This is a genomic window from Flavonifractor sp., assembly GCF_019422385.1.
GTDB classification, from domain to species: Bacteria; Bacillota; Clostridia; order Oscillospirales; family Oscillospiraceae; genus Flavonifractor; species Flavonifractor avistercoris.
In genome coordinates this window covers 1-19924 of sequence record NZ_JAHZDL010000045.1, presented here as the reverse complement: position 1 = coordinate 19924, position 19924 = coordinate 1, and the positions used below count along the sequence as shown (strand labels likewise).

Genomic DNA, 19924 nt, shown 5'->3' with positions numbered 1-19924 from the left:
GACACCGGCGAGCAGGGCCTGGAGATCTGCGAGGCCCTGGTGCGCTCCGGCGCCATCGACGTGGTGGTGGTGGACTCGGTGGCGGCCCTGACCCCCCGGGCGGAGATCGAGGGCGACATGGGCGACTCCCACGTGGGCCTGCTGGCCCGGCTCATGAGCCAGGCTCTGCGCAAGCTGGCCGGCTGCATCTCCAAGACCAACTGCGTGGTGATCTTCATCAACCAGCTCCGGGAGAAGGTGGGCGTCATGTACGGCAACCCGGAGGTGACCACCGGCGGCCGGGCCCTGAAGTTCTACGCCTCGGTGCGCATCGATGTGCGGCGCATTGAGGCCCTCAAGAGCGGCTCGGAGATCATCGGCAACCGCACCCGGGCCAAGGTGGTGAAGAACAAGGTCTCTCCCCCCTTCAAGGAGGCGGAGTTTGACATCATGTACGGCGAGGGCATCTCCAAGGTGGGCGAGATCCTGGATCTGGCCACAAAGCTGGATCTGGTGCAGAAGTCGGGCTCCTGGTTCGCCATGGGGGAGACCCGCCTGGGCCAGGGCCGGGACGCGGCCAAGCAGTACCTGCGGGACAACCCGGAGGTGTGCGACCAGCTGGAGGCCGACATCCGCAGGAACTCCTACAAGCTGATGAGCAGCCAGGCCCGGGCCGCCGCCAAGGCGGCCGGCCGCGCGGTAGACGTGTCCGCCGAGGACTTCGAGGATGCGGATCAGTAAGCTTTCCCCATCTGCCCGCGTGGAGGGCCGCTGGCTCTGCCAGCTGGAGGACGGCACCCTGCTGACCATCGGGGAGGGGGAGGTGGTGTCCTTCGGCCTGGGCACCGGCGTGGAGCTGGATGCCGAGACGCTGGAGGCCCTCACCGCCGCCGCCCGGCTGACCCGGGTGAAGGAGAAGGCCCTGGAGCTACTCGCCGCCCGGCCCATGTCCCGGAAGGAGCTGGTGGACAAGCTCACCGCCCGCCCCCGGAACCCGGAAAAGGGGCCCCTGTGCGATGCGGAAACCGCCGGGCAGGCGGCCGACTGGCTGGAGGGGCTGGGCTACCTGAACGACAAGGAGTATGCCCGCATGGTGGCGGAGCACTGTGCCGCCAGGGGCTACGGCTCCGCCCGGGCCAGGGAGGAGCTGCGCCGCCGGGGTGTGCCCCGGGAGCACTGGGACACGGCCCTGGAGGGCATGGACGACCCGGCGGAGGCCATAGACGCTTTTCTGCGGAAAAAGCTGCGGTGGGCGGAGCTGTCCGACCCCAAGGTGCGCAAGCGCCTGTCCGACGCCCTGGCCCGCCGGGGCTTCCGGTGGGAGGACATCAGCGCCGGCCTGCGCCGTCTGGGCGCGGAGCCGGAGGAGTAAAAGCCGGCTTCCCGCCGGCCGGGTATTTCATAAGAAATGAACGGAGAAAGGAGCACCGCCATGGAGGCGAGAGAGGCCCTGCTGACCCGCCGGAGCATCCGGCGCTACAAGCCCGATCCCATTTCTGAGGAAGATCTGAAGGAGATCCTGGAGGCCGGCCTGTCTGCCCCCTCCGCAGTCAATATGCAGCACTGGTACTTCGTGGCGGTGCAGAGTCCGGAGGCCCTGGACGAGGTGAAGGCCGTCATGGGGGGCGTGGCGGAGAAGTTCCAGTCCGTGCTGGAGGAGCGGTTTTCCCGCAACCCGGAGCAGATCGGCATCACCAACCGCTTCCTGACCACCCTGGGGGGTGCGCCGGTGTGCGTGCTGGCCTTTTTCCTCAAGCCGGACTACCCCGACCGGGACGGGGCCATGCAGTCCGTGTCCGCCGCGCTGGAAAACCTGCTGCTGGCGGCGTGGGATAAGGGCATCGGCTCCTGCTGGCTGTCGGCGCCCCAGCGCATGGGCTTCGGCCCGGCCCTCCGGGAGCGCTTTGCCCCCGACAAGGGGGAGTTTGTGGCCATGGTCACCCTGGGCTACCCCGACCAGGCCCCCAAGATGCCCCCCAGACGGGATGGGCGCTACACGATTGTATAAGGAGACATTTCATTGAAGGTTGCATTTATCTCCCTGGGCTGCGCCAAGAATCTGGTCAATACCGAACAGATGATGGCCCTGACCCGGGATGCCGGGTATGAGCTGGTGTCCGACCCGGAGGGGGCGGACGTGGCGGTGCTCAACACCTGCGGCTTCATCGACTCCGCCAAGAGCGAGGCCATCCAGAATATCCTGGAGCTGGCCGCTCTGAAGGACGCGGGCAAGCTGGGCAAGCTGCTGGTGGCCGGCTGCCTGTCTCAGCGGTATCAGAGTGAGCTGGAGCAGGAGATGCCCGAGGTGGACGGCGTGCTGGGCACCGGCAGCTACACCGATATCGTCTCCGCCCTGGAGGAGGTGACCGCCGGCGGCCATCCCCGCCGCTTCGGCGACATCGACCACACGGAGGAGGACGGGGCCCGGGTGGTGTCCACGCCGCCCTACACCGCCTATCTGAAGATCGCCGAGGGCTGCGACAACCGCTGCTCCTACTGCATCATCCCCTATCTCCGGGGCCGCTACCGCAGCCGGAGCATGGAGTCACTGCTCGCCGAGGCCAAGGCCCTGGCCGACCGGGGGGTGCAGGAGCTGATTGTCATCGCCCAGGACATCACCCGCTACGGCACCGATCTCTATGGCCGCCGCCGGCTGGGGGAGCTGCTCACCGAGCTGTGCAAGCTGCCCTTCCACTGGATCCGCCTGCACTATCTGTACCCCGACGAGGTGGACGACGACCTGATCGACGTGATCGCCCGGGAGCACAAGATCCTCAAGTATATCGACATACCCCTCCAGCATATCAATGACGGGATCCTGAAGGCCATGAACCGCCGCTCCACCAAGGCGGAGATTATCGCCCTGCTGAACAAGCTGCGGCAGCGTCTGCCCGGCCTGGTGCTGCGCACCTCCCTGATCTGCGGCCTGCCCGGCGAGGGGGAGGCGGAGTTCGAGGAGCTGTGCGAATTCCTGCAGGACGCCGGCATCGAGCGGGCGGGCATTTTCCAGTTCTCCCCGGAGGAGGGCACCCCCGCCGCCGTCATGGAAAACCAGGTAGAGCCGGAGACGGCCGCCCGCCGGGTGGAGCTGCTGGTGGAGCTCCAGTCCCGGGTGATGGACGCCTACAACGAGAGCCGCCTGGGGGAGACCCTGGAGGTGCTTTGCGAGGGCTTCGACCCGGAGATGGGCTGCTACGCCGGCCGCTCCTATGCCGACTCCCCCGACGTGGACGGCAGGGTGTTCTTCACCGCCGCCGACCTGGTGCCCGCCGGCACCTTTGTCAATGTCCGCATCACCGGTACCAGCGACGGCGATCTCACCGGCGAGATAGAGGAGTGACACGACTTTGAATACCGCCAACAAGCTGACCATGCTCCGGGTGATTCTCATCCCGGTGTTTCTGGTGCTGCTCTACCTCCCCATCCCCTTCCACAGGGTCTTCGCCCTGGTGATCTTCATCCTGGCCAGCGTCACCGACTTCATCGACGGCTACATCGCCCGCCACTACAACCAGGTCACCGACTTCGGCAAGTTCATGGATCCCCTGGCGGATAAGCTGCTGGTGATGTCCGCCCTGCTGTGGTTTGTGGAGGCGGGCCGCCTGCCCGCCTGGGCCATGCTGGTGGTGGTGGCGCGGGAGTTTGCCGTCACCGCCCTGCGCCTCATCGCTGTGGAGCGGGGGCGGGTGATCGCCGCGGCCTGGTCGGGGAAGATCAAGACCGCCTCCACCATGGTGTGCATCTGCCTCATGCTGGTCTTCGCCCGGCCCTGGCTGGACGTGCTCTGCACGGTGGTGATCCTGGCTACCACGGTCTACTCCGGCGTGGAGTACTTTGTCAAGAACCGGGATGTGATCGACTGGAAAAACATGTAGCCCGGGCGGCCGCCCGGCACGCAGACAAGGAGGAAGCTTCTATGAGACGAGTGCTGGCGCTGCTGCTGGCCGCGGGCCTGCTGACCACCCCCGCCCTGGCGGCGGAGACCCCGGCGGAGGAGACCGCCGCCCGGGGCCTCTATGATCTGGGGCTTTTCAAGGGAGTGGGGTCCGGGGCGGACGGCGGCCCCGACTTCGGCCTGGACCGGGCCCCCAGCCGGGTGGAGGCCGTCACCATGCTGGTCCGGGCCCTGGGGGCCGGGGAGGCCGCCGAGGCCATGGGGAAGACCCACCCCTTCGCCGACGTGCCCGCCTGGGCCGACGGCTATGTGTCCTACGCCTACGGGGAGGGCCTCACCCGGGGGGTGTCGGAGACCGCCTTCGGGTCGGAGACCACCGCCACCTGCGGGATGTACCTCACCTTCATGCTCCGCGCCCTGGGCTATACGGAGGGGGAGGGCGGGGACTTCACCTATGACGACCCCTGGGCCCTGGCGGAGACGGCGGGCCTGCTCCCCGCCGGGGTGGACCGGGAGAACTTCACCCGGGGGGACGTGGCGGAGGTCACCGCCGCCGCCCTCCGGGCCGGCCGGAAGGGGGAGACGGCCACCCTGGCCGACGCCCTCATCGCCGCCGGGGCCTTCACGGAGGAGGCCTTCGCGGCCGCCTTCCCTGCGCCCATGAGCTATGGGGAGGCCCTGGAGGCCGTCACCGGCCAGGACTTTTTCACCGTGGAGCGGCAAGTGGAGACCCCGGCCTGCACCGTCGTGGCCGGCAGCGTGGGCGGGACGCCCCACGGCTCCTATGCCGCCATGTACCTGATTTTTAAGGCTGGCTCCCTCCCCGGGGAGGGGACGACGGTGGAGCTGCCCCTGGCGGCCGAAAATGCCTGGGGCGCCACCCGGCTCCCCGAGGAGTGGGCGCTCAGCGATGACCAGACCGTCCTCACCTACGCCTACCGCTTTGACGAGCCCCTGGTCAGCGACGGCCGGGTCTGGCACGAGGCGGGCACCTACCGCTACACCGTGGATCTGACCACCGGCGCGGTGGAGGAGGCGCTGGAGCCCCTCTCTCTGGACGAGACCCTCTCCTGGTTTGACGGGCAGGGCTACACCGTGGAGCGGACCCTGGACGCCCCCGCCTGCACGGTGGTGCTGTGCCACAGGACCCTGCGCAATACGGACGCCGCGGGCAGCGTGATCCGTGAGGCCGTGGATTACGAGCTCTACCTGGTCTACAAGGCGGGCGGGACCCAGCAGGCGGGGACCCGGCGGGAGCTGCCCCTCCCCCTGACCGACACCGAGACCACGGCGGCGGGGACCACCTACGCCGATACCGGCCGGGCGCCGGACACCCTGGAGCTCAGCGCCGACGGGGGGACCCTGACCTACTCCTACCGCTTTGACACGGCCCTGGCTGACCAGACGGGCGGCGAGATCCACAGGGCGGGCGTCTACCGGTACACGGTGAACCTGGCCGCCGGCAGCTGCACCCAGACCATCGACCCCCTGTAAGGGGAGAAAGCCGCGCCCTCGGCCGCCGGACGGCGGACGGGGGCGCTTTGCGCGGCGGCCCGCCGCGGAAAAGAGAAAAGGAGGAAACGCCATGCTGGACTTTACCCGGGCCCTCAGCCCGGACGCGCCCCTGATCCACCCCACCAGCCGGACGGTGAACTGCACCTTCGGACGGTATGTGGAGATCGGCGACCACTGCGTGCTGGAGGAGACAGAGGTGGGGGACTACACCTACTGCTTCGGCTGTAATGACGTGATCTATGCCGCGCTGGGCAGGTTCAACTCCATCGCCACCGGCGTGCGCATCAACCCGGTGCAGCACCCGGCCAAGTTCCGGGCGGCGGCCCACCACTTCACCTACCGCTGCTCCCACTACGGCTTGGGCCCCGATGACGACGGACTGATCGCCTGGCGGCGGCAGAACCGGGTGGCCACCGGGAACGACGTGTGGCTGGGCCACAACGCGGTGATCATGGGGGGCGTCACCATCAGCGACGGCGCGGTGGTGGGGGCCGGGGCGGTGGTGACCCACGACGTGGCCCCCTATGAGATCGTGGGCGGCGTTCCGGCCCGGCACATCGGCTGGCGCTATCCGCCGGAGCTCATTGCCGCTCTGGAGCGCATCCGCTGGTGGGACTGGAGCCATGAGACCCTGGGGGAGCGCCTGCGGGACTTTGACGACGTGGAGGCCTTCTGCGCCAAGTACGACCCAGGAGCCCCGGAAAAATGAGACAAAAACCGCACGGCTGCGGAAGCGGCCGTGCGGTTTCCTGTATCTGGTCAGATGAGCCCCATGGTGCGCAGGATGTAGAGCCAGAGGGTGAGGGTAAAGATGCTGAACAGGGTGGTGAGCATGACGGTGCTGGAGGTGAGAGTGCCCTCGTGGCCCATGCTGCGGGCCATGACAAAGCTGCTGACGGTGGTGGGGCTGGCCAGCATGGCCAGGGCGGCCACCAGTTTGTCGTCCCGGGCGCCCATGGCCACGGCGGCGGGGAGGAACACGGCGGCCAGCACCACCAGCTTGACCGCGGTGGCGGCCACGGCCGGCTTCCAGCGGCCCAGGGCCTTTTTCAGATCGAAGGAGGCGCCCAGGGCCATGAGGCCCAGGGGGGTGGCGGTGGCGGAGATGCTGTTCACCGTCTTCTCCATGATCAGCGGCTCGGGGATGCGCAGCAGAGTCCACACCAGGCCGACCACGATGCCCAGGATAATGGGGTTGGTGACAATGCCCTTGCAGGCCTTTTTCAGGGCCGCCCGGTTGACGCCGCTCTGCTGTGGGCTGGAGAGGGAGAGCACCAGCACCGCCGCCACGTTGTACAGGGGCACCGCGCCGATGATCACCAGGCTGGCCGCCCCGGCGTTGCCGTACAGGTTCTCCAGGAAGGCGGCACCCAGCAGGGCGATGCTGCTGCGGTAGCCCACCTGGACAAACTCCCCCCGGAGGGAGCGGTCTTTCCAGAACAGGCTGACGGCGGCGGTGAGGAGGATGGACAGGAGGGTGGCCAGGAAGCAGTAGAGGACGAAGGGGGCGTCCCACACAGAGAAGAAGTCGGATTCCACCAGATCCTTAAAGAGCATCACCGGCAGGCCGATCTTGAACACATAGCTGTTGAGCTTGTCCGCGAAGGCCTGGTCGAAAAAGCCCATCCGCCGGAAGAGCATGCCCAGCAGCATCATCAGGAAGATGGGCACGGTGGCGTTGAGGCAGTAGATCAGATTGTCCAGCATTTGAGAATCCCCCTGTGCGTTCCGATTCGAGTATGCGCGCAATAGGTATTATAGTCCCATCCGGGCGGGGAAACAAGACGGTTACCGCGGGGTAAGGGGCATGGGACAGGCCGCGGCGTGCATAGAGGTAGAGGGAAGGGGAGGGATGCGCCGTGCTGTGCCGGGTTTCCGAGCTACGGTACAAGGAGATGATCAACGTCACCGACGGCAGCCGATACGGCTACGTGGGGGACGCGGAGGTGGATCTGGAGACGGGGCAGGTGAGGGCCCTGGTGGTGCCGGGGCGGCTGCGGCTCTTCGGCCTGCTGGGCCGGGAGGAGGACACGGTGGTACCCTGGGAGGCGGTGCGCCGCATCGGCGCGGACATCATCCTGGTGGAGGGCGGCCCCATGGGGCGCATCGGCCGGGGGCGTCGGCAGAGCGGCGCCCTTTGACCAGAGCGGAACGGCGCCTCCCCGGTGCTCTCAGTCGGGTTGACAGAAAACAAGGCAGGTTGACAAAAACAGGGCAGGATGAGGTTGCGGGGATTGGCAGGACGTGGTATACTGCTGATTTAGAGTATCAAACCAGGAGGTACATCCCAATGTGCGGTATTGTCGGATTTGTTGGCCGGGAGGAGGCCGCCCCCATTCTGCTGGACGGCCTGGCCCGGCTGGAATATCGGGGCTATGACTCCGCGGGCATCGCGGTTTACGGGGAGCAGGAGGGCCTGCAGGTGGCCAAGGCCAAGGGCCGGCTTCAGGTGCTGTATGAGCTGGTGGAGGGGGGCAGAACTGTCCACGGCGCCATCGGCCTGGGCCACACCCGCTGGGCCACCCACGGGGAGCCCTCGGACGTGAACTCCCACCCCCAGGTCAGCGAGAGCGGCCGCTTTGCCGTGGTGCACAACGGCATCATCGAAAACTATATGGAGCTGCGGGAGTTTCTGGAGTCGGAGGGGGTCACCTTCGTTTCCCAGACCGACACCGAGGTGGTGGCCCAGCTGCTGGAGTACTACTACGACGGGGACATTCTGGCGACGGTGGGGAAGGTGCTGGGTCTGATTCAGGGGGCCTACGCCCTGGGCATCCTCAGCGCCGACTGTCCCGACCGGCTCATCGCCGCCCGGAAGGACAGCCCCCTGATCCTGGGCTTTGGAGACGGAGCCCACTTCCTGGCCTCCGATGTAACCGCCCTGATCAAGTACACCCGGGACGTGTGCTACCTGGACGACGGGGAGATCGCCGAGCTCACCGCCGACCACCTGTGGGTGTACGACGCCTACCTCCGCCCGGTGGAGAAGGAGCACCACCACGTGGACTGGGAGATCTCCGCCGCCGAGAAGGGCGGGTATGAGCACTTCATGGCCAAGGAGATCATGGAGCAGCCCGAGGCCTTCCGCAAGACCATCTCCCCCCGCATCCTGCAGGGGAAGGTGGCGCTGGACGGCCTGAGCCTGGAGGCGGACTACCTGCGGGAGATGGACAAGCTGTATGTCATCGCCTGCGGCTCCTCCTACCACGTGGGCATGGTGGCCAAGTACACCCTGGAGCGGCTGCTGCGCAAGCCGGTGGAGGTGACCCTGGCCTCCGAGTTCCGCTACTGCGACCCCATCGTCACCGACAAGACCCTGGCCCTGGTGATCAGCCAGTCCGGCGAGACGGTGGACACCCTGGCCGCCATGCGGGAGGCCCGGCGGCTGGGGGCCCGGGTGCTGTCCATCGTCAACGTGGTGGGCTCCACCATCGCCCGGGAGAGCGACGACGTGCTCTACACCTGGGCCGGGCCGGAGATCGCCGTGGCCACCACCAAGGCCTTCTCCACCCAGCTGGCGGTGGTGTACCTCATCGGCCTGTACTGCGCGGAAAAGCTGGGCACCCTGGAACAGGCGGAGTACGACGCCATCCTGGCGGAGCTCCAGACCATCCCCGACAAGCTGGAGCAGATTCTGGACAACCGGGCGGACATCCAGTATTTCGCCTCCCTCTACTTCAACCACCCCTCCATCTTCTTCATCGGCCGCAACGTGGACTACGCCATCGGCATGGAGGGCTCTCTGAAGCTGAAGGAGATCTCCTACATCCACTCCGAGGCCTACGCCGCCGGAGAGCTGAAGCACGGCACCATCTCCCTCATCGAGCCGGGCACCCTGGTGGTGGCCCTGGCCAGCTACGGCAAGCTCTTTGAAAAGACCATGAGCAATGTGGTGGAGGTCAAGAGCCGGGGGGCCGACGTACTGGGCCTCACCGTGGCCTCCCGGGCGGCGGACATGGCCAAGACGGTGGATCACGTGATCCCCGTGCCCGACACCCACCCCGTGCTGCTGCCCGTCCTGGATGTGGTGCCCATGCAGCTCTTTGCCTACTACGTGGCCCTCCAGCGGGGGTGTGACATCGATAAGCCCAGAAATCTTGCCAAGTCGGTGACTGTGGAGTGAGGAGAAGCGAATTGAAGAAGCTGTTTACTCTGGTTCTGGCCCTGCTCCTGGCTCTCTCCCTGTCCGCCTGCGGCGGCGGGGGAGAGGACGCGGGGGCGCAGGCCGTGGTGCGCTGCGGCCTGTCCAACGCGTGGGATTCCCTGATGCCCTACAACAGCCCGTCGGGGAGCAACTACTCCCGCATCATCTACGACAAGATTTACGACCGCCTGGCCTACGTCCACGCCGACGGCGCCCTGGATCCCCGGGGGGCCGAGTCCTGGGAGAGCGCCGACGGCGGCTATGCCGTCCTGTTCCACCTGGATCAGGGGGCGGCCTTCCACGACGGCACCCCGGTGACGGCGGAGCACTGGGCGGACACCATCGCCCTGCTGACCGACCCGGACTGCCCCACCCTGGGCCGCGCGGCCTTCTCCGTGCTCGCCGGCACCGACGACAACGGCGCGGCGGTGGAGGGGGAGGCCCTGGGGGCGGAGGCGGTGGACGACTACACCCTCAGGCTCACCTTCAAGACCCCCACCACCCCGGAGGACTTCCTGCTGGACAGGAACCGGGAGTACTACGTGCTGCCCACCCACCTGCTGGAGGGGGTGGAGCCGTCACAGCTCATGGATCTGGAGCTGTGGGACAAGCCCATCGGCTCCGGCCCCTGCAAATTCGTCTCCGAGACCCCGGGCAGCCAGCTGGTGCTGGAGGCCAACAAGGACTACCAGCTGGGGGCGCCCGGCTTTGACCAGCTGGTGATCCGGGTCATCGACAAGTCCAACCTGCTCACCTCCCTGATCGCCGGGGATCTGGACTACTACGCTTTCGGCGGCAACGTGTCGGTGGAGGACGCCCAGGTGGCTGAGGAGGCGGGCCTGACGGTGGCGGAGGGCACGGTGCCCAACTACTTCTACGAGCTGATGCTCAACAACGAGACCATCCCCAGCGCGGCCATCCGCCGGGCCATCGATCTGGCCCTGGACAAGGAGGCCCTGTGCCTCCAGTCGGCCCAGGGCCTGGGGGAGCCGGCGGCCTCGGATCTCACCCCCGGCACGGGGTATGACAGCGGCCTGACTTGGAGCCGGGACGTGGAGGGGGCGAAGGCCCTGCTGGAGCAGGGGGGCTATGACGGCCGGACTTACACCCTGGCCTGCACCTCCAACCGCTCCGGCCTGGCCGCCCTCATGCAGCAGGAGCTGGCCGAGGCGGGGGTCGCTGTTGTCATTGAGACGGTGGACTCCGCCACCCTGTTTGCCGGCATGGCGGACGGGAAGTACGACATGGCCATCGCCAGCCACACCCCTGGCGCCCTGCCCCTGTGGTTCACCGCCAGCCGGTTTGCCGAGGGCAACAACATCTTCCACGTGGCGGATCTCACCCCCTACACGGACTATATCTCCGCCATCCAGGGGGAGGCCGACCAGACCCGGCGGCAGGCCCTGGTGACGGAGTTCCAGGCCTTCCTGGCCCAGGAGCGGCCCTTCATCCCCCTGTGGTTCAGCCGCACCCTCCACGTCCAGTCCCCCACGGTGGACGGCATCGACTACCCCTCCTCCACCTTCTCCAACGAGAACGTGTGGGACTGGGAGTACCGGGGATGAGGGCCGGCGCGCTCTGCATGCGTTATTTGTCAGAAATCGAAACAGAAGAGAAAACCTCCGTAGGGCCGGCCCATACGGCCCGTGCCTCCCGAGAGAGGCCGGAAGTGCAGGAGGAATCAAGCTATGGGACGCTATATTCGCCGCCGTCTGCTGACGGCAATCCCCGTCTTTCTGGGCATCACCCTGCTGGTCTTCGGGATGCTCCACCTGGCCGCGGGCTCGGTGCTGGATCTGATGGGGGAGGGGAGTGCCTCCAGCGCCGCCGACAAGGCGGCGCTGGAGGCGTCTCTCGGCCTGGACAGGCCCCTGCCCGTCCAGTACCTGGACTGGCTCTCCGGCCTGCTCCGGGGTGATCTGGGGGAGTCCTACCTGACGGGGAAGGACGTGGCCGGGCTGATCGCCCAGCGGGTGGGCCCCTCCCTGCTGCTGACGGGGACGGGGGTGCTGCTGGCTGTCGCCATCGCCCTCCCCCTGGGGATACTGGCGGCCTGGAAGCCCGGTTCGGCCTGGGACAAGGCCGCATCCGCCCTGTCCCTGCTCAGCTTCGGGGTGCCGGGCTTCTTCCTCTGCCTGGTGGGGATCCTGGTGTTCTCGGTCTTCCTGGGCTGGCTGCCCGCCCAGGGCATGTATGAATACGGGGTGTTCACCGGGATGGGGGATCTGCTCCGCCACCTGGTGCTCCCCGCCGGGGTGGTGTGCCTCAGCGGCGTGGGGGAGCTGGTGAAGCAGACCCGGGCCGCCTGCCTGGAGGGGCTGGGGGAGGACTACATCCTCACTGCCCGGGCCAAGGGCCTGAAAGAGGGGGCGGTGATGGTGCGCCACGCCTTCCGGGGGTCGCTGCTGCCGGTGCTCACCACCATCCTGAGCCACATCCCCCACATCATCGGCGGCTCGGTGGTGGTGGAGCGGGTGTTCGGCTGGCCGGGCATGGGCAGCCTGCTCTTTGACGGCATCGACAGCCGGGACGACGCCGTGGTCATGGGGGTGACGGTGGTGATCGCCCTCACTGTGCTCCTCACCAATCTGCTGCTGGATCTGGTCTACGGGCTGGCCGATCCCCGGGTGCGCTATGAGAAGGGGTAGAGCGGAGGGGCGCAGCCCCTGGGCCAGGCTCCTGCGGGATCGGCGGGCGGTGTTCTGCCTGGCCGTCCTGGCGGCGGAGCTGCTGGCGGTGCTGCTGCTGCCCCCGCTGCTGGGGCTGGATCCCTACACCAGCGATCTGGCGGCGGGCTTCTGGGCGCCCCCCTCCGCCGCCCATCCCCTGGGCACCGACGACGTGGGGCGGGATCTGCTGGCGCGGCTGGTATGCGGCGGCCGGGTGTCCCTGGCGGTGGGGCTGTGCTCGGCGGCCCTCAGTGTCCTGGTGGGGGTGCCCCTGGGCCTGCTGGCGGGCTACCGCCGGGGGGCGTGGGAGTTCTGGCTCATGCGCCTGGCCGACGTGCTCCAGAGCTTTCCCAGTATTGTGCTGGTGCTCTGCCTGGTGACCCTGGCGGGGCCGTCGGCGGTCAACCTGGTGCTGGTGCTGGGCCTGCTGGGCTGGACGGACATCGCCCGGCTGGTGTACGGCAACACCCTCTCCGTCCGGGAGCAGGAGTACGTTCTGGCGGCCCGGGCCCTGGGGGGGCGGACGGGGCGGATCCTCCGGCGCAATGTGCTGCCCAATGTGATCTCGCCGGTGTGGTGCGCCTTCCCCCTGCGGGCGGGCCGGGCCATCCTGTCCGAGTCCAGCCTCAGCTTTCTGGGCGTGGGCATCCGCACCCCCCAGGCCTCCTGGGGCAGCCTGATCCAATACGCCGTCAGCCTGCCCGTGCTGGCGGGCCGGCCCTGGGTGTGGGTGCCGCCGGCGGCGTGTATGCTGCTCACGGTGTTCTGCCTCCAGGGTGTGGGGGACGGCCTGCGGGACGCCCTGGATCCCCGCGGGCGGGCGGGACAGGACGGAAAGCGGCCATGCCGGGTAAAAAGTAACGGAATCCCGAAATATTAGCCCTATTTTTCGGGATTAAATTCTTTCTAATCTGAAACTTAACAATTCGTTCACAAAATAGCGGGGTAAGTCTGTTAAAATAATAACAGACTTACTGAGGAAGGCGACCTTGGCCCAGGAAAGGACCAGAGGCCGCCTTTTTTTGAGGGGGGTGTGGGATATGGATGCGATACAGGCAGAAGAAGGATACAGGCAAGGAACGGGGCGGCTGAACAGCGCCTAAATGAAAAGAGAGGTGAATCCATGCGGAAAAAACTCAAGGAAAAGATTTCGGAATCCCTGACCTCGGTGCTCCCGGTCACGGTGATTGTGCTGATTCTCAGCTTTACATTGACCCCCATGCCCAACGGGACGATGCTCCTGTTTCTGCTGGGGGCGGCCATGCTGATTCTGGGCATGGGCTTTTTCTCCCTGGGAGCGGACATGGCCATGGTGCCCATCGGCGAGCAGATGGGCCGCAGACTGGGCCCGGGCAGCAGGCTGCCCATGGTCATTGTGGTGTGCTTCCTCATCGGCGTGTTCGTCACCATCGCCGAGCCGGATCTCACCGTGCTGGCCAAGCAGGTGCCCGCCGTGCCTGATCTGGTCATTATTCTCACCGTGGCGGTGGGCGTGGGTGTGTTCCTGGTGGCCTCCATGCTGCGCACCCGGTTCAACATCCCCCTGGCGCCCACCCTGCTGGTGCTCTATATCGGGGTGTTTCTCCTGTCCATCTTTGTGCCCAACGAGTTTCTGGCGGTGGCCTTTGACTCCGGCGGCGTGACCACCGGCCCCATCACGGTGCCCTTCATCATGGCGCTGGGCACCGGCATCGCCAGCATCCAGGGCAGGGAGGAGGACAACTTCGGCATGGTGGCCATGTGCAGCGTAGGCCCCATCCTGGCGGTCATGGTGCTGGGCATCTGCTTTCAGTCCACGGACGTGGCCTACACCCCCTTTCACATCCCCACCGTCCTGGACTCCCAGGACGCGGGGCGGGAGTTCCTCAACGGCCTGCCCGCCTATATGGAGGAGGTGGCCCTGGGCCTGTTGCCCATTGTGGTGTTCTTCGCCCTGTTCCAGATGATCTCCATCCGCCTGAAAAAGCGGGCGGTGATCAAGATCATCGTGGGCATGGTCTATACCTACATCGGCCTGGTACTGTTCCTCACCGGCGTCAACGTGGGCTTCATGCCCGCAGGCTATTTTCTGGGCGGTGCCCTGGGGTCGCTGCCTGTGTACTGGCTCCTGGTGCCCATCGGCATGGTGGTGGGCTACTTCATTGTGGCGGCGGAGCCGGCGGTTCACGTGCTCAACAAACAGGTGGAGGAGGTCACCAGCGGCGCCATTCCCCAGAAGGCCATCGGCCTGGCCCTGTCTATCGGCGTGTCGGTCTCCATCGGCCTGGCCATGCTGCGGGTGTGCCTGGGCATCCCCATCTACTTCCTGCTGGTGCCGGGCTATGCCATCGCCCTGATCCTCATGTTTTTCGTCCCCAAGATCTTCACCGGCATCGCCTTTGACTCCGGCGGAGTGGCGTCCGGCCCCATGACGGCCACCTTCCTGCTGCCCCTGACCATGGGCGCCTGCGAGGCCCTGGGACGGGACGTGCTGACCGACGCCTTCGGCGTGGTGGCCATGGTGGCCATGACGCCGCTGATCACCATCCAGCTGCTGGGCCTGTTCTACCAGTGGAAGGTGCGCCGCACCCAGGAGGTCACCCCGGCCGAGGAGCGGGAGATCCAGCTGGTGGACGGCATTATCGACTATGACGAGGAGGTGGAGGCATGACAGACGGAAACAGGCTGCCCCGGCTCAAGCTGATGGTTACCATCATCGACCGGGACAAGGGCGCCCTGGCGGTGAGTCTGTTCCGCGCCCACCATCTGCACTTCGACTATCTCTGCATGGGGCTGGGTACAGCCAGCTCCCGGATCCTGGACTATTTCGGCCTGTCCGAGACGGAGAAGGACGTGGTGTTCACCCTGGTGCCGGAGCCCTGCGTGGGGAAGATCCTCCGCCTGACGGCGGAAAAATTCCAGATCCACCGGCCCGGGCAGGGGATCCTGTTCACGGTGCCCCTGTCGGCGGTGAGCGCCCAGGTGCCCCAGGTGCTGTGCAAAAAAGAATATCTGGCCGAAGACGGCGCGGAGGAGGCGGAGAACATGGAGCATACCAAGCAGTACACCCTGATTCTGGCGGTGGTCAACCACGGCAGCGTGGACGCCGTCATGGACGCGGCCCGGAGCGAGGGAGCCCGGGGCGGCACCGTTCTCTACGCCCGCCGTGTGGGCATGGAGGACATGGAGAACGTGCTGGGCTTTACCTTCCAGCCGGAGAAGGAGGTGGTGGCCATCCTGGCGCCCAAGACGCAGAAGAAGGCGCTGATGGAGGCCATCAACCGCTCCGCGGGCCTGACCACCGAGGCCAGGGGCATCCTCTTTGCCCTCCCCGTGGACGATCTCATCGGGCTCCAGCCTCCCATTGACAACGGGGCGGGGCAGGAGTAGGATGTTGTCAGAGGGGCGGGCCCCGCACAGGCGGCCTGTCCGCAGGAGAGAAGCAGGGCTCCCGGCTGCGGCTGGGGAGGCCCTGCCGGGAGAGAGGGGGAGGGCCCGTCATGACAAAGATCATTGAACTGAAGGACAGGCGGCAGTTCCGCATTCTGCTCAATCCGGTGCGGCAGGATATTCTCCATCTGCTCCGACGGGCGGCACGGCCCATGACGGCCAGCGCCGTGGCGGAGCGGATGCTTCTCTCGCCCAGCGCGGCCCAGGCCCACCTGCAGCGGCTGGTGGAGCTGGGCGCTGTGGAGCAGGTGGCGGTCAGCGGCCGCCCCGCGGCCCTCTACCGGATCGCCGACGCGGAGATCCGCCTGGATCTGGGCCGCAAGGACGGCTTCCAGGGTGAGCGGGAGGCTTTGGCCGCCCAGATGATGGACGGCACTTTCCGGGGCATCCTCCACGCGGCCTACAGCCACGGGGAGAAGGAGCTGGAGGACTGCCGCCAGTTCCAGTTCGGCGCCCTCCACCTGAAGCCGGAGGAGCGGGCTGAGCTTCAGAAGATTGTGGAGGACTATCTCCGGGCTCACGGAGCCCCCCAGGCGGAGGCGGAGCACTGGGAGTATGTCCTGATGGCCTACCGGGCCGATGACGTGAAGCCCTGAGCATCCTGCCGGCTTCCCGATACAGCACAAAAATTCCCCCGCCGGGGCCCGCGCAACGCGGCCCCGGCGGGGGAAATCTGTTTTGGTGGCACCAAAGGCCCCCAGCTAGGCTGGGGGTAAAAAATAGCTTATAGCGAGGTGGAAAGTAGAAAAAGAAAAAACTCCCTGATAAGGTAGAAGTGGTTTGCCGACCACACAACTACGATAAAGTATAGTAAAAGAGTTTGTTGACCCGTTTACGGGTCGCGAGAACAAGAAGGCATAGAAGGAACCCCTTAAGGGGTAGCCCGAGAAAGAAATGCAGTCGGCAAACCTTTCGGGGCCCCTTAAGGGGCTTCGTCCGTATCAGGCCCTTATAGTGCCTGCTCAAGCCTCCGGCTTAGCCGGAGGTCTGGCTATCTATGTAAAAACCGCTCTGGCGGGCGGGAAAAGAGGGGGAGGACGGCGGTAAAGGTCACCGTGCCGCCGGAGAGGCGGGCGGTGAGCCGTCCGTGGTGCCGGGCCACGATGGCCCGGGCGGTGGACAGGCCGATGCCGTAGCCGCCGCTGCTGCGGGCGCGGGAGGAATCCGCCCGGTAAAACCGGTCAAACAGGCGGGGAAGCTGGGCGGCGTCCAGCCTGGCGCAGGGGTTGGAGACAGACAGCACGGTCCAGCGGCCCCGGCGGGCCAGGGTAAGACGGATGGCACCGCCCTCGTCGCAGTACTTGACCGCGTTGTCCAGCAGCAGGGCGCACAGGCGGGCCAGGTTGTCCTCCACACCGGGGAGCACCAGCTCCGGCTCAATCCGGCCGTCCAGGGTTTTGCCGGCGGCCTCGGCCAGGGGGCGGAAGTCCTCCAGGGCCCGCTCCGCCACCCGTCCCAGGGGCACGGGGGCGGCGGCCTCGTCGGGCAGGGCCTCCTCGGTGCGGGCCAGCTCGATCAGGTTCTGGATCAGCCGATCCAGCCGCCCCACCTGGGCCCGGGTGCTCTCCAGCCACTGGTTCTCCCCCAGGGAGGCGGAGAGCAGGCCGGTGTTGGCGGAGATGATGGCAAGGGGGGTCTTGAGCTCGTGGGAGGCATCGGTGACGAACTGGCGCTGCCGCTCCAGGTTCTCCACAAAGGGGCGGGTGACCCGCCGGGAGAGGAGGAGCAGCAGCAGGAACACGGTGAGCAGGCAGACACCGGCGGCCAGCAGGGAGATGCGCAGCACGCCGCCCGCCCCCTGAAGCTGGAGGAAGCAGTCCAGCACCACGATGGTGGTGCCGCCGCCGAGCTCGGCAAAGACGCCGTAGCGGTAATAGCTGGTGTACCCGGAATGCTTTCCTCCGTCCAGGATATTGCCCACCCATTCCACCACCATCTGGCGATCCAGGGCGGCAATGTGCTCGGCGTCCACCTCGGTGACCTCCCGGTTTTCCGTCAGGTGGACGATGAAGTATCTGGTCTCAAAGGGGGTCTCCGGGGTGACCTGAAACCCGCCGTGGGCCGCCGGATCCACCGGCGCGTCGGGGATCTGAAAGGCGCCTCCGGTCTGGTGGAGCATCTCCACCGCCGCGTCAGCCCGCTGGGTGACCATGTGCCGGTAGCCCAGGTTGATGGCCAGGCAGAGCAAGGCCAGGGTGCCGGCCAGGGAGGCCATGGCGATGAGCAGGAAGCGGCGGCGGAGGGCGCGGATCACGCCCCCACCTCCAGGGTGTAGCCCCGGCCCCGGCTGACGGTGATGCGCACGGTGGAGTGCAGCCCCTCCAGCTTGCGGCGCAGATAGGAGATGTAAGCCCATACCACGTTGACCTCCGCCTCGCTCTCATAGCCCCAGATGCGCTCCATCAGCTGCTCGGTGGACAAAAAGCCGCCCCGCTGGCGCATGAGCAGCTCCAGCAGCTGGAACTCCTTGTTGCCCAGGCGTACCGAGGCGCCGTGGGCGGACAGCTCGAAGGTGTCCCGGTCGAGGGTCAGATCCCCCGCCGTCATCTGGCTGGGGGTATAGGCGGTACCCCGGCGGGTGAGGGCCCGCACCCGGGCCACCAGCTCCCCCATGTCGAAGGGCTTGGGCAGGTAGTCGTCCGCCCCGGCGTTGAGGCCGCGGATGCGGTCGTCCACCCCGCTTCTGGCGGTGAGCAGGAGCACGGGGGTGGATACCCCCTTTTCCCGCAGCAGCCGGAGCACCTCCAGCCCGTTCCGCCGGGGCATCATGATGTCCAGCACCAGGCCGTCGTAGTTCTCCGCCAGGCCGTAGTCCAGGGCGTCGTCCCCGTCGTGCACCACGTCCACCGAGTAGTGCTCCCGCTTGAGCATGGCCTCCAGGGCGGCGGCCAGCTCCGGCTCGTCCTCGGCGATCAGAATCCGCATGGTTCAAGACTCCTTTTTTGGTCAGGTATCGTGCTCCAGTTTAAGCGGATTCTGTGCCGTGGCTGTGGACAAATCTTGAACGTTTTGCAAATATTATGATGCGGACGGCTCCGCCGCCGTCAGGGAACAGGTCAGGGTGCCGCCGTCGCCCATGGCGAGGGTGATCGCCGCCTCCGCCGATTCGGTCAGGACGGTGAGGGAGGCGGTGCCGTCCCCGTTGTCCACCGCGTCGGTGAGCGAGCCCTCGGAGAGCTGGAGCTCCAGGGTGCCCAGCTCCGCCCCGGAGGCGTCGGTGAGCACCAGCTCCGCCGTGCCCGTACGGGGCAGGCCGCTCACGGTGAGGGTGCCGTCCTCCTCGGCGGGGTAGTCCGCCTGATCCTCCCCGATGGTGAGCTGGAGCGAGGCGTCGGACAGGGGAGCGCCGTCGGCATCCAGCAGGGTGAAGGCGAGAGTCAGGCCGGCATCTGCCGTCTCATCGGGGGCGGCGGTCTCCTGGACGGCGTCCTCCTCCTCTGCAGCGGGGGTGGCGGATACGCTCTCCGTCTCTTCGGGGGTGGGGCTGACAGTCTCCTCCTCCTGGCCGGAATCGGCGGAACAGGCGGTCAGCGCCGCCAGCAGCAAAGCCCCGCACAGGCCCAGGGCCAGCCATTTGGTTCGTTTCAAAAGAATCACTCCATTCCATAGGTGTCCGGGGGTCTCCCGGTGCCCACAGGATAGCACGCCAACTCAAAAGGAACTTAAAGGATCTGCCGCGTCTTGACACCGGTGGGGAGGCTGGGGTAAAATGCAGCTGTACAGACCAAATGGAAACCAAGGGGGAGGGAGAAACCATGCCGGCAGAGGCAAAGACCCTTCCGGCCTGCCCGGTGGAGACCACGCTGACCCTGATCAGCGACAAGTGGAAGGTGCTCATACTCCGGGATCTGATGCCGGGCACCAGGCGCTTCGGGGAGCTGAAAAAGTCCCTGGGCACGGTGAGCCAGAAGGTGCTCACCGCCCAGCTTCGGGAGATGGAGGGGAGCGGCCTGCTCACCCGCACGGTGTACCCGGAGGTGCCGCCCCGGGTGGAGTACACCCTCACCGAGCTGGGGTACAGCCTCAAGCCCGTCCTGGACGCCATGCAGAGCTGGGGTGAGGCGTACAAGACCAGGAGCGGGAATGGAACATTGACCGTATAAGGACAGCATAGAAAGGCAGGCGCGCCGCGGGACTCTGCGGCGCGCCTCAGTGTGTCGAAAAAGCGGCTTTGCCGCTTTTTCGAGAAAGACCACATGGCGGAAGAGGTTCGTTTTCTTACGAAAAAGTCACCCCTTCCGCCATGAGAAGTGTCATTTCCGAGGCGCATGTCCCCGGAAATGACGGATTTTG

General features: G+C 66.7%; 20 protein-coding genes. 16 read left to right on the top strand and 4 right to left on the bottom strand.

The window, feature by feature from the left end; translation table 11 throughout:
• The 7 genes from recA to QZ378_RS07465 form a co-directional block, all read left to right on the top strand.
• A partial coding sequence (gene recA, locus QZ378_RS07495; RefSeq protein WP_291257835.1) for a recombinase RecA occupies positions 1-720 on the top strand: 720 nt, incomplete at its 5' end.
• Entirely contained in the window at positions 707-1351 is a 645-nt protein-coding gene (locus tag QZ378_RS07490) for a RecX family transcriptional regulator (protein ID WP_291257834.1), read from the top strand. The genes recA and QZ378_RS07490, both read left to right, overlap by 14 nt.
• Positions 1352-1411: 60 nt before the next feature.
• A complete protein-coding gene (locus QZ378_RS07485) occupies positions 1412-1987 on the top strand; it encodes a nitroreductase family protein (RefSeq protein WP_191378993.1) in 576 nt (191 codons plus the stop codon).
• A 12-nt stretch (positions 1988-1999) separates the two neighbouring features.
• Positions 2000-3319, top strand: a complete 1320-nt coding sequence (rimO, locus tag QZ378_RS07480) for a 30S ribosomal protein S12 methylthiotransferase RimO (RefSeq protein ID WP_291257833.1) — start codon at positions 2000-2002, stop codon at positions 3317-3319.
• A 7-nt stretch (positions 3320-3326) separates the two neighbouring features.
• Complete coding sequence (gene pgsA / locus QZ378_RS07475; protein ID WP_291257832.1) at positions 3327-3854, top strand: CDP-diacylglycerol--glycerol-3-phosphate 3-phosphatidyltransferase; 528 nt, start codon at positions 3327-3329, stop codon at positions 3852-3854.
• Positions 3855-3895: 41 nt separating this feature from the next.
• Positions 3896-5368, top strand: a complete 1473-nt coding sequence (locus QZ378_RS07470) for a hypothetical protein (RefSeq protein ID WP_291257831.1) — start codon at positions 3896-3898, stop codon at positions 5366-5368.
• A gap of 91 nt (positions 5369-5459) precedes the next feature.
• Positions 5460-6098 carry a DapH/DapD/GlmU-related protein gene (locus QZ378_RS07465; RefSeq protein ID WP_291257830.1) on the top strand — a complete coding sequence of 213 codons (639 nt, stop codon included), beginning with the start codon at positions 5460-5462 and terminating at the stop codon, positions 6096-6098.
• Positions 6099-6148: 50 nt separating this feature from the next.
• On the opposite strand, the gene QZ378_RS07460 is transcribed toward QZ378_RS07465, so the two are convergent.
• The gene (locus QZ378_RS07460) at positions 6149-7096 is read right to left on the bottom strand and encodes an AEC family transporter (RefSeq protein ID WP_191378998.1); all 948 of its coding nucleotides are present in this window, start codon (positions 7094-7096) and stop codon (positions 6149-6151) included.
• A 152-nt stretch (positions 7097-7248) separates the two neighbouring features.
• Between QZ378_RS07460 and QZ378_RS07455 the strand changes: the two genes are divergently transcribed.
• The 8 genes from QZ378_RS07455 (at position 7249) to QZ378_RS07420 (ending at position 16227) form a co-directional block, all read left to right on the top strand.
• Positions 7249-7530, top strand: a complete 282-nt coding sequence (locus tag QZ378_RS07455; RefSeq protein ID WP_087241434.1) for a YlmC/YmxH family sporulation protein — start codon at positions 7249-7251, stop codon at positions 7528-7530.
• 149 nt (positions 7531-7679) lie between these two features.
• Positions 7680-9512, top strand: a complete 1833-nt coding sequence (gene glmS / locus QZ378_RS07450) for a glutamine--fructose-6-phosphate transaminase (isomerizing) (RefSeq protein WP_291257829.1) — start codon at positions 7680-7682, stop codon at positions 9510-9512.
• Positions 9513-9523: 11 nt separating this feature from the next.
• Positions 9524-11098: an ABC transporter substrate-binding protein gene (locus QZ378_RS07445; RefSeq protein WP_291257828.1), complete on the top strand. Its 1575-nt coding sequence runs from the start codon at positions 9524-9526 to the stop codon at positions 11096-11098.
• 123 nt (positions 11099-11221) lie between these two features.
• Positions 11222-12181 (top strand): ABC transporter permease, encoded by a 960-nt coding sequence (locus QZ378_RS07440; protein ID WP_087241440.1) that lies wholly within the window; start codon positions 11222-11224, stop codon positions 12179-12181.
• Positions 12168-13082, top strand: coding sequence for an ABC transporter permease (locus tag QZ378_RS07435; protein ID WP_191379002.1), 915 nt, complete (start codon positions 12168-12170; stop codon positions 13080-13082). The genes QZ378_RS07440 and QZ378_RS07435 overlap by 14 nt, the downstream gene beginning before the upstream one ends.
• Positions 13083-13325: 243 nt before the next feature.
• Entirely contained in the window at positions 13326-14852 is a 1527-nt protein-coding gene (locus QZ378_RS07430) for a DUF1538 domain-containing protein (protein WP_291257827.1), read from the top strand.
• On the top strand, positions 14849-15571 hold the full coding sequence (locus QZ378_RS07425) for a transcriptional regulator (protein WP_191379003.1): 723 nt from the start codon (positions 14849-14851) through the stop codon (positions 15569-15571). Before QZ378_RS07430 ends, QZ378_RS07425 begins: the two co-directional genes overlap by 4 nt.
• Positions 15572-15681: 110 nt before the next feature.
• On the top strand, positions 15682-16227 hold the full coding sequence (locus QZ378_RS07420) for a winged helix-turn-helix domain-containing protein (RefSeq protein WP_191379004.1): 546 nt from the start codon (positions 15682-15684) through the stop codon (positions 16225-16227).
• A 395-nt stretch (positions 16228-16622) separates the two neighbouring features.
• Here QZ378_RS07420 and QZ378_RS07415 read toward each other — a convergent pair whose 3' ends face one another.
• The 3 genes from QZ378_RS07415 to QZ378_RS07405 all read right to left on the bottom strand — a co-directional run bounded on the left by QZ378_RS07415 (position 16623) and on the right by QZ378_RS07405 (position 19219).
• The gene (locus QZ378_RS07415) at positions 16623-17885 is read right to left on the bottom strand and encodes a HAMP domain-containing sensor histidine kinase (protein WP_291257826.1); all 1263 of its coding nucleotides are present in this window, start codon (positions 17883-17885) and stop codon (positions 16623-16625) included.
• Positions 17882-18556 (bottom strand): response regulator transcription factor, encoded by a 675-nt coding sequence (locus QZ378_RS07410; protein WP_291257825.1) that lies wholly within the window; start codon positions 18554-18556, stop codon positions 17882-17884. Before QZ378_RS07410 ends, QZ378_RS07415 begins: the two co-directional genes overlap by 4 nt.
• 93 nt (positions 18557-18649) lie before the next feature.
• Entirely contained in the window at positions 18650-19219 is a 570-nt protein-coding gene (locus QZ378_RS07405; protein ID WP_291257824.1) for a hypothetical protein, read from the bottom strand.
• 167 nt (positions 19220-19386) lie between these two features.
• Here QZ378_RS07405 and QZ378_RS07400 point away from each other — a divergent pair, with 167 nt between their 5' ends.
• A complete protein-coding gene (locus QZ378_RS07400) occupies positions 19387-19734 on the top strand; it encodes a helix-turn-helix domain-containing protein (RefSeq protein WP_291257823.1) in 348 nt (115 codons plus the stop codon).
• The last annotated feature ends 190 nt before the right edge of the window (positions 19735-19924 follow it).

Bases quoted from the DNA above. Each gene is read 5' to 3' on its own strand.
- QZ378_RS07410 (WP_291257825.1), bottom strand. From the start codon at position 18,556: ATGCGGATTCTGATCGCCGAGGACGAGCCGGAGCTGGCCGCCGCCCTG.
- QZ378_RS07430 (WP_291257827.1), top strand. From the start codon at position 13,326: ATGCGGAAAAAACTCAAGGAAAAGATTTCGGAATCCCTGACCTCGGTG.
- QZ378_RS07485 (WP_191378993.1), top strand. From the start codon at position 1,412: ATGGAGGCGAGAGAGGCCCTGCTGACCCGCCGGAGCATCCGGCGCTAC.
- QZ378_RS07470 (WP_291257831.1), top strand. From the start codon at position 3,896: ATGAGACGAGTGCTGGCGCTGCTGCTGGCCGCGGGCCTGCTGACCACC.
- QZ378_RS07465 (WP_291257830.1), top strand. From the start codon at position 5,460: ATGCTGGACTTTACCCGGGCCCTCAGCCCGGACGCGCCCCTGATCCAC.
- QZ378_RS07425 (WP_191379003.1), top strand. From the start codon at position 14,849: ATGACAGACGGAAACAGGCTGCCCCGGCTCAAGCTGATGGTTACCATC.
- glmS (WP_291257829.1), top strand. From the start codon at position 7,680: ATGTGCGGTATTGTCGGATTTGTTGGCCGGGAGGAGGCCGCCCCCATT.
- QZ378_RS07435 (WP_191379002.1), top strand. From the start codon at position 12,168: ATGAGAAGGGGTAGAGCGGAGGGGCGCAGCCCCTGGGCCAGGCTCCTG.
- QZ378_RS07400 (WP_291257823.1), top strand. From the start codon at position 19,387: ATGCCGGCAGAGGCAAAGACCCTTCCGGCCTGCCCGGTGGAGACCACG.
- QZ378_RS07440 (WP_087241440.1), top strand. From the start codon at position 11,222: ATGGGACGCTATATTCGCCGCCGTCTGCTGACGGCAATCCCCGTCTTT.
- QZ378_RS07460 (WP_191378998.1), bottom strand. From the start codon at position 7,096: ATGCTGGACAATCTGATCTACTGCCTCAACGCCACCGTGCCCATCTTC.
- QZ378_RS07490 (WP_291257834.1), top strand. From the start codon at position 707: ATGCGGATCAGTAAGCTTTCCCCATCTGCCCGCGTGGAGGGCCGCTGG.
- QZ378_RS07420 (WP_191379004.1), top strand. From the start codon at position 15,682: ATGACAAAGATCATTGAACTGAAGGACAGGCGGCAGTTCCGCATTCTG.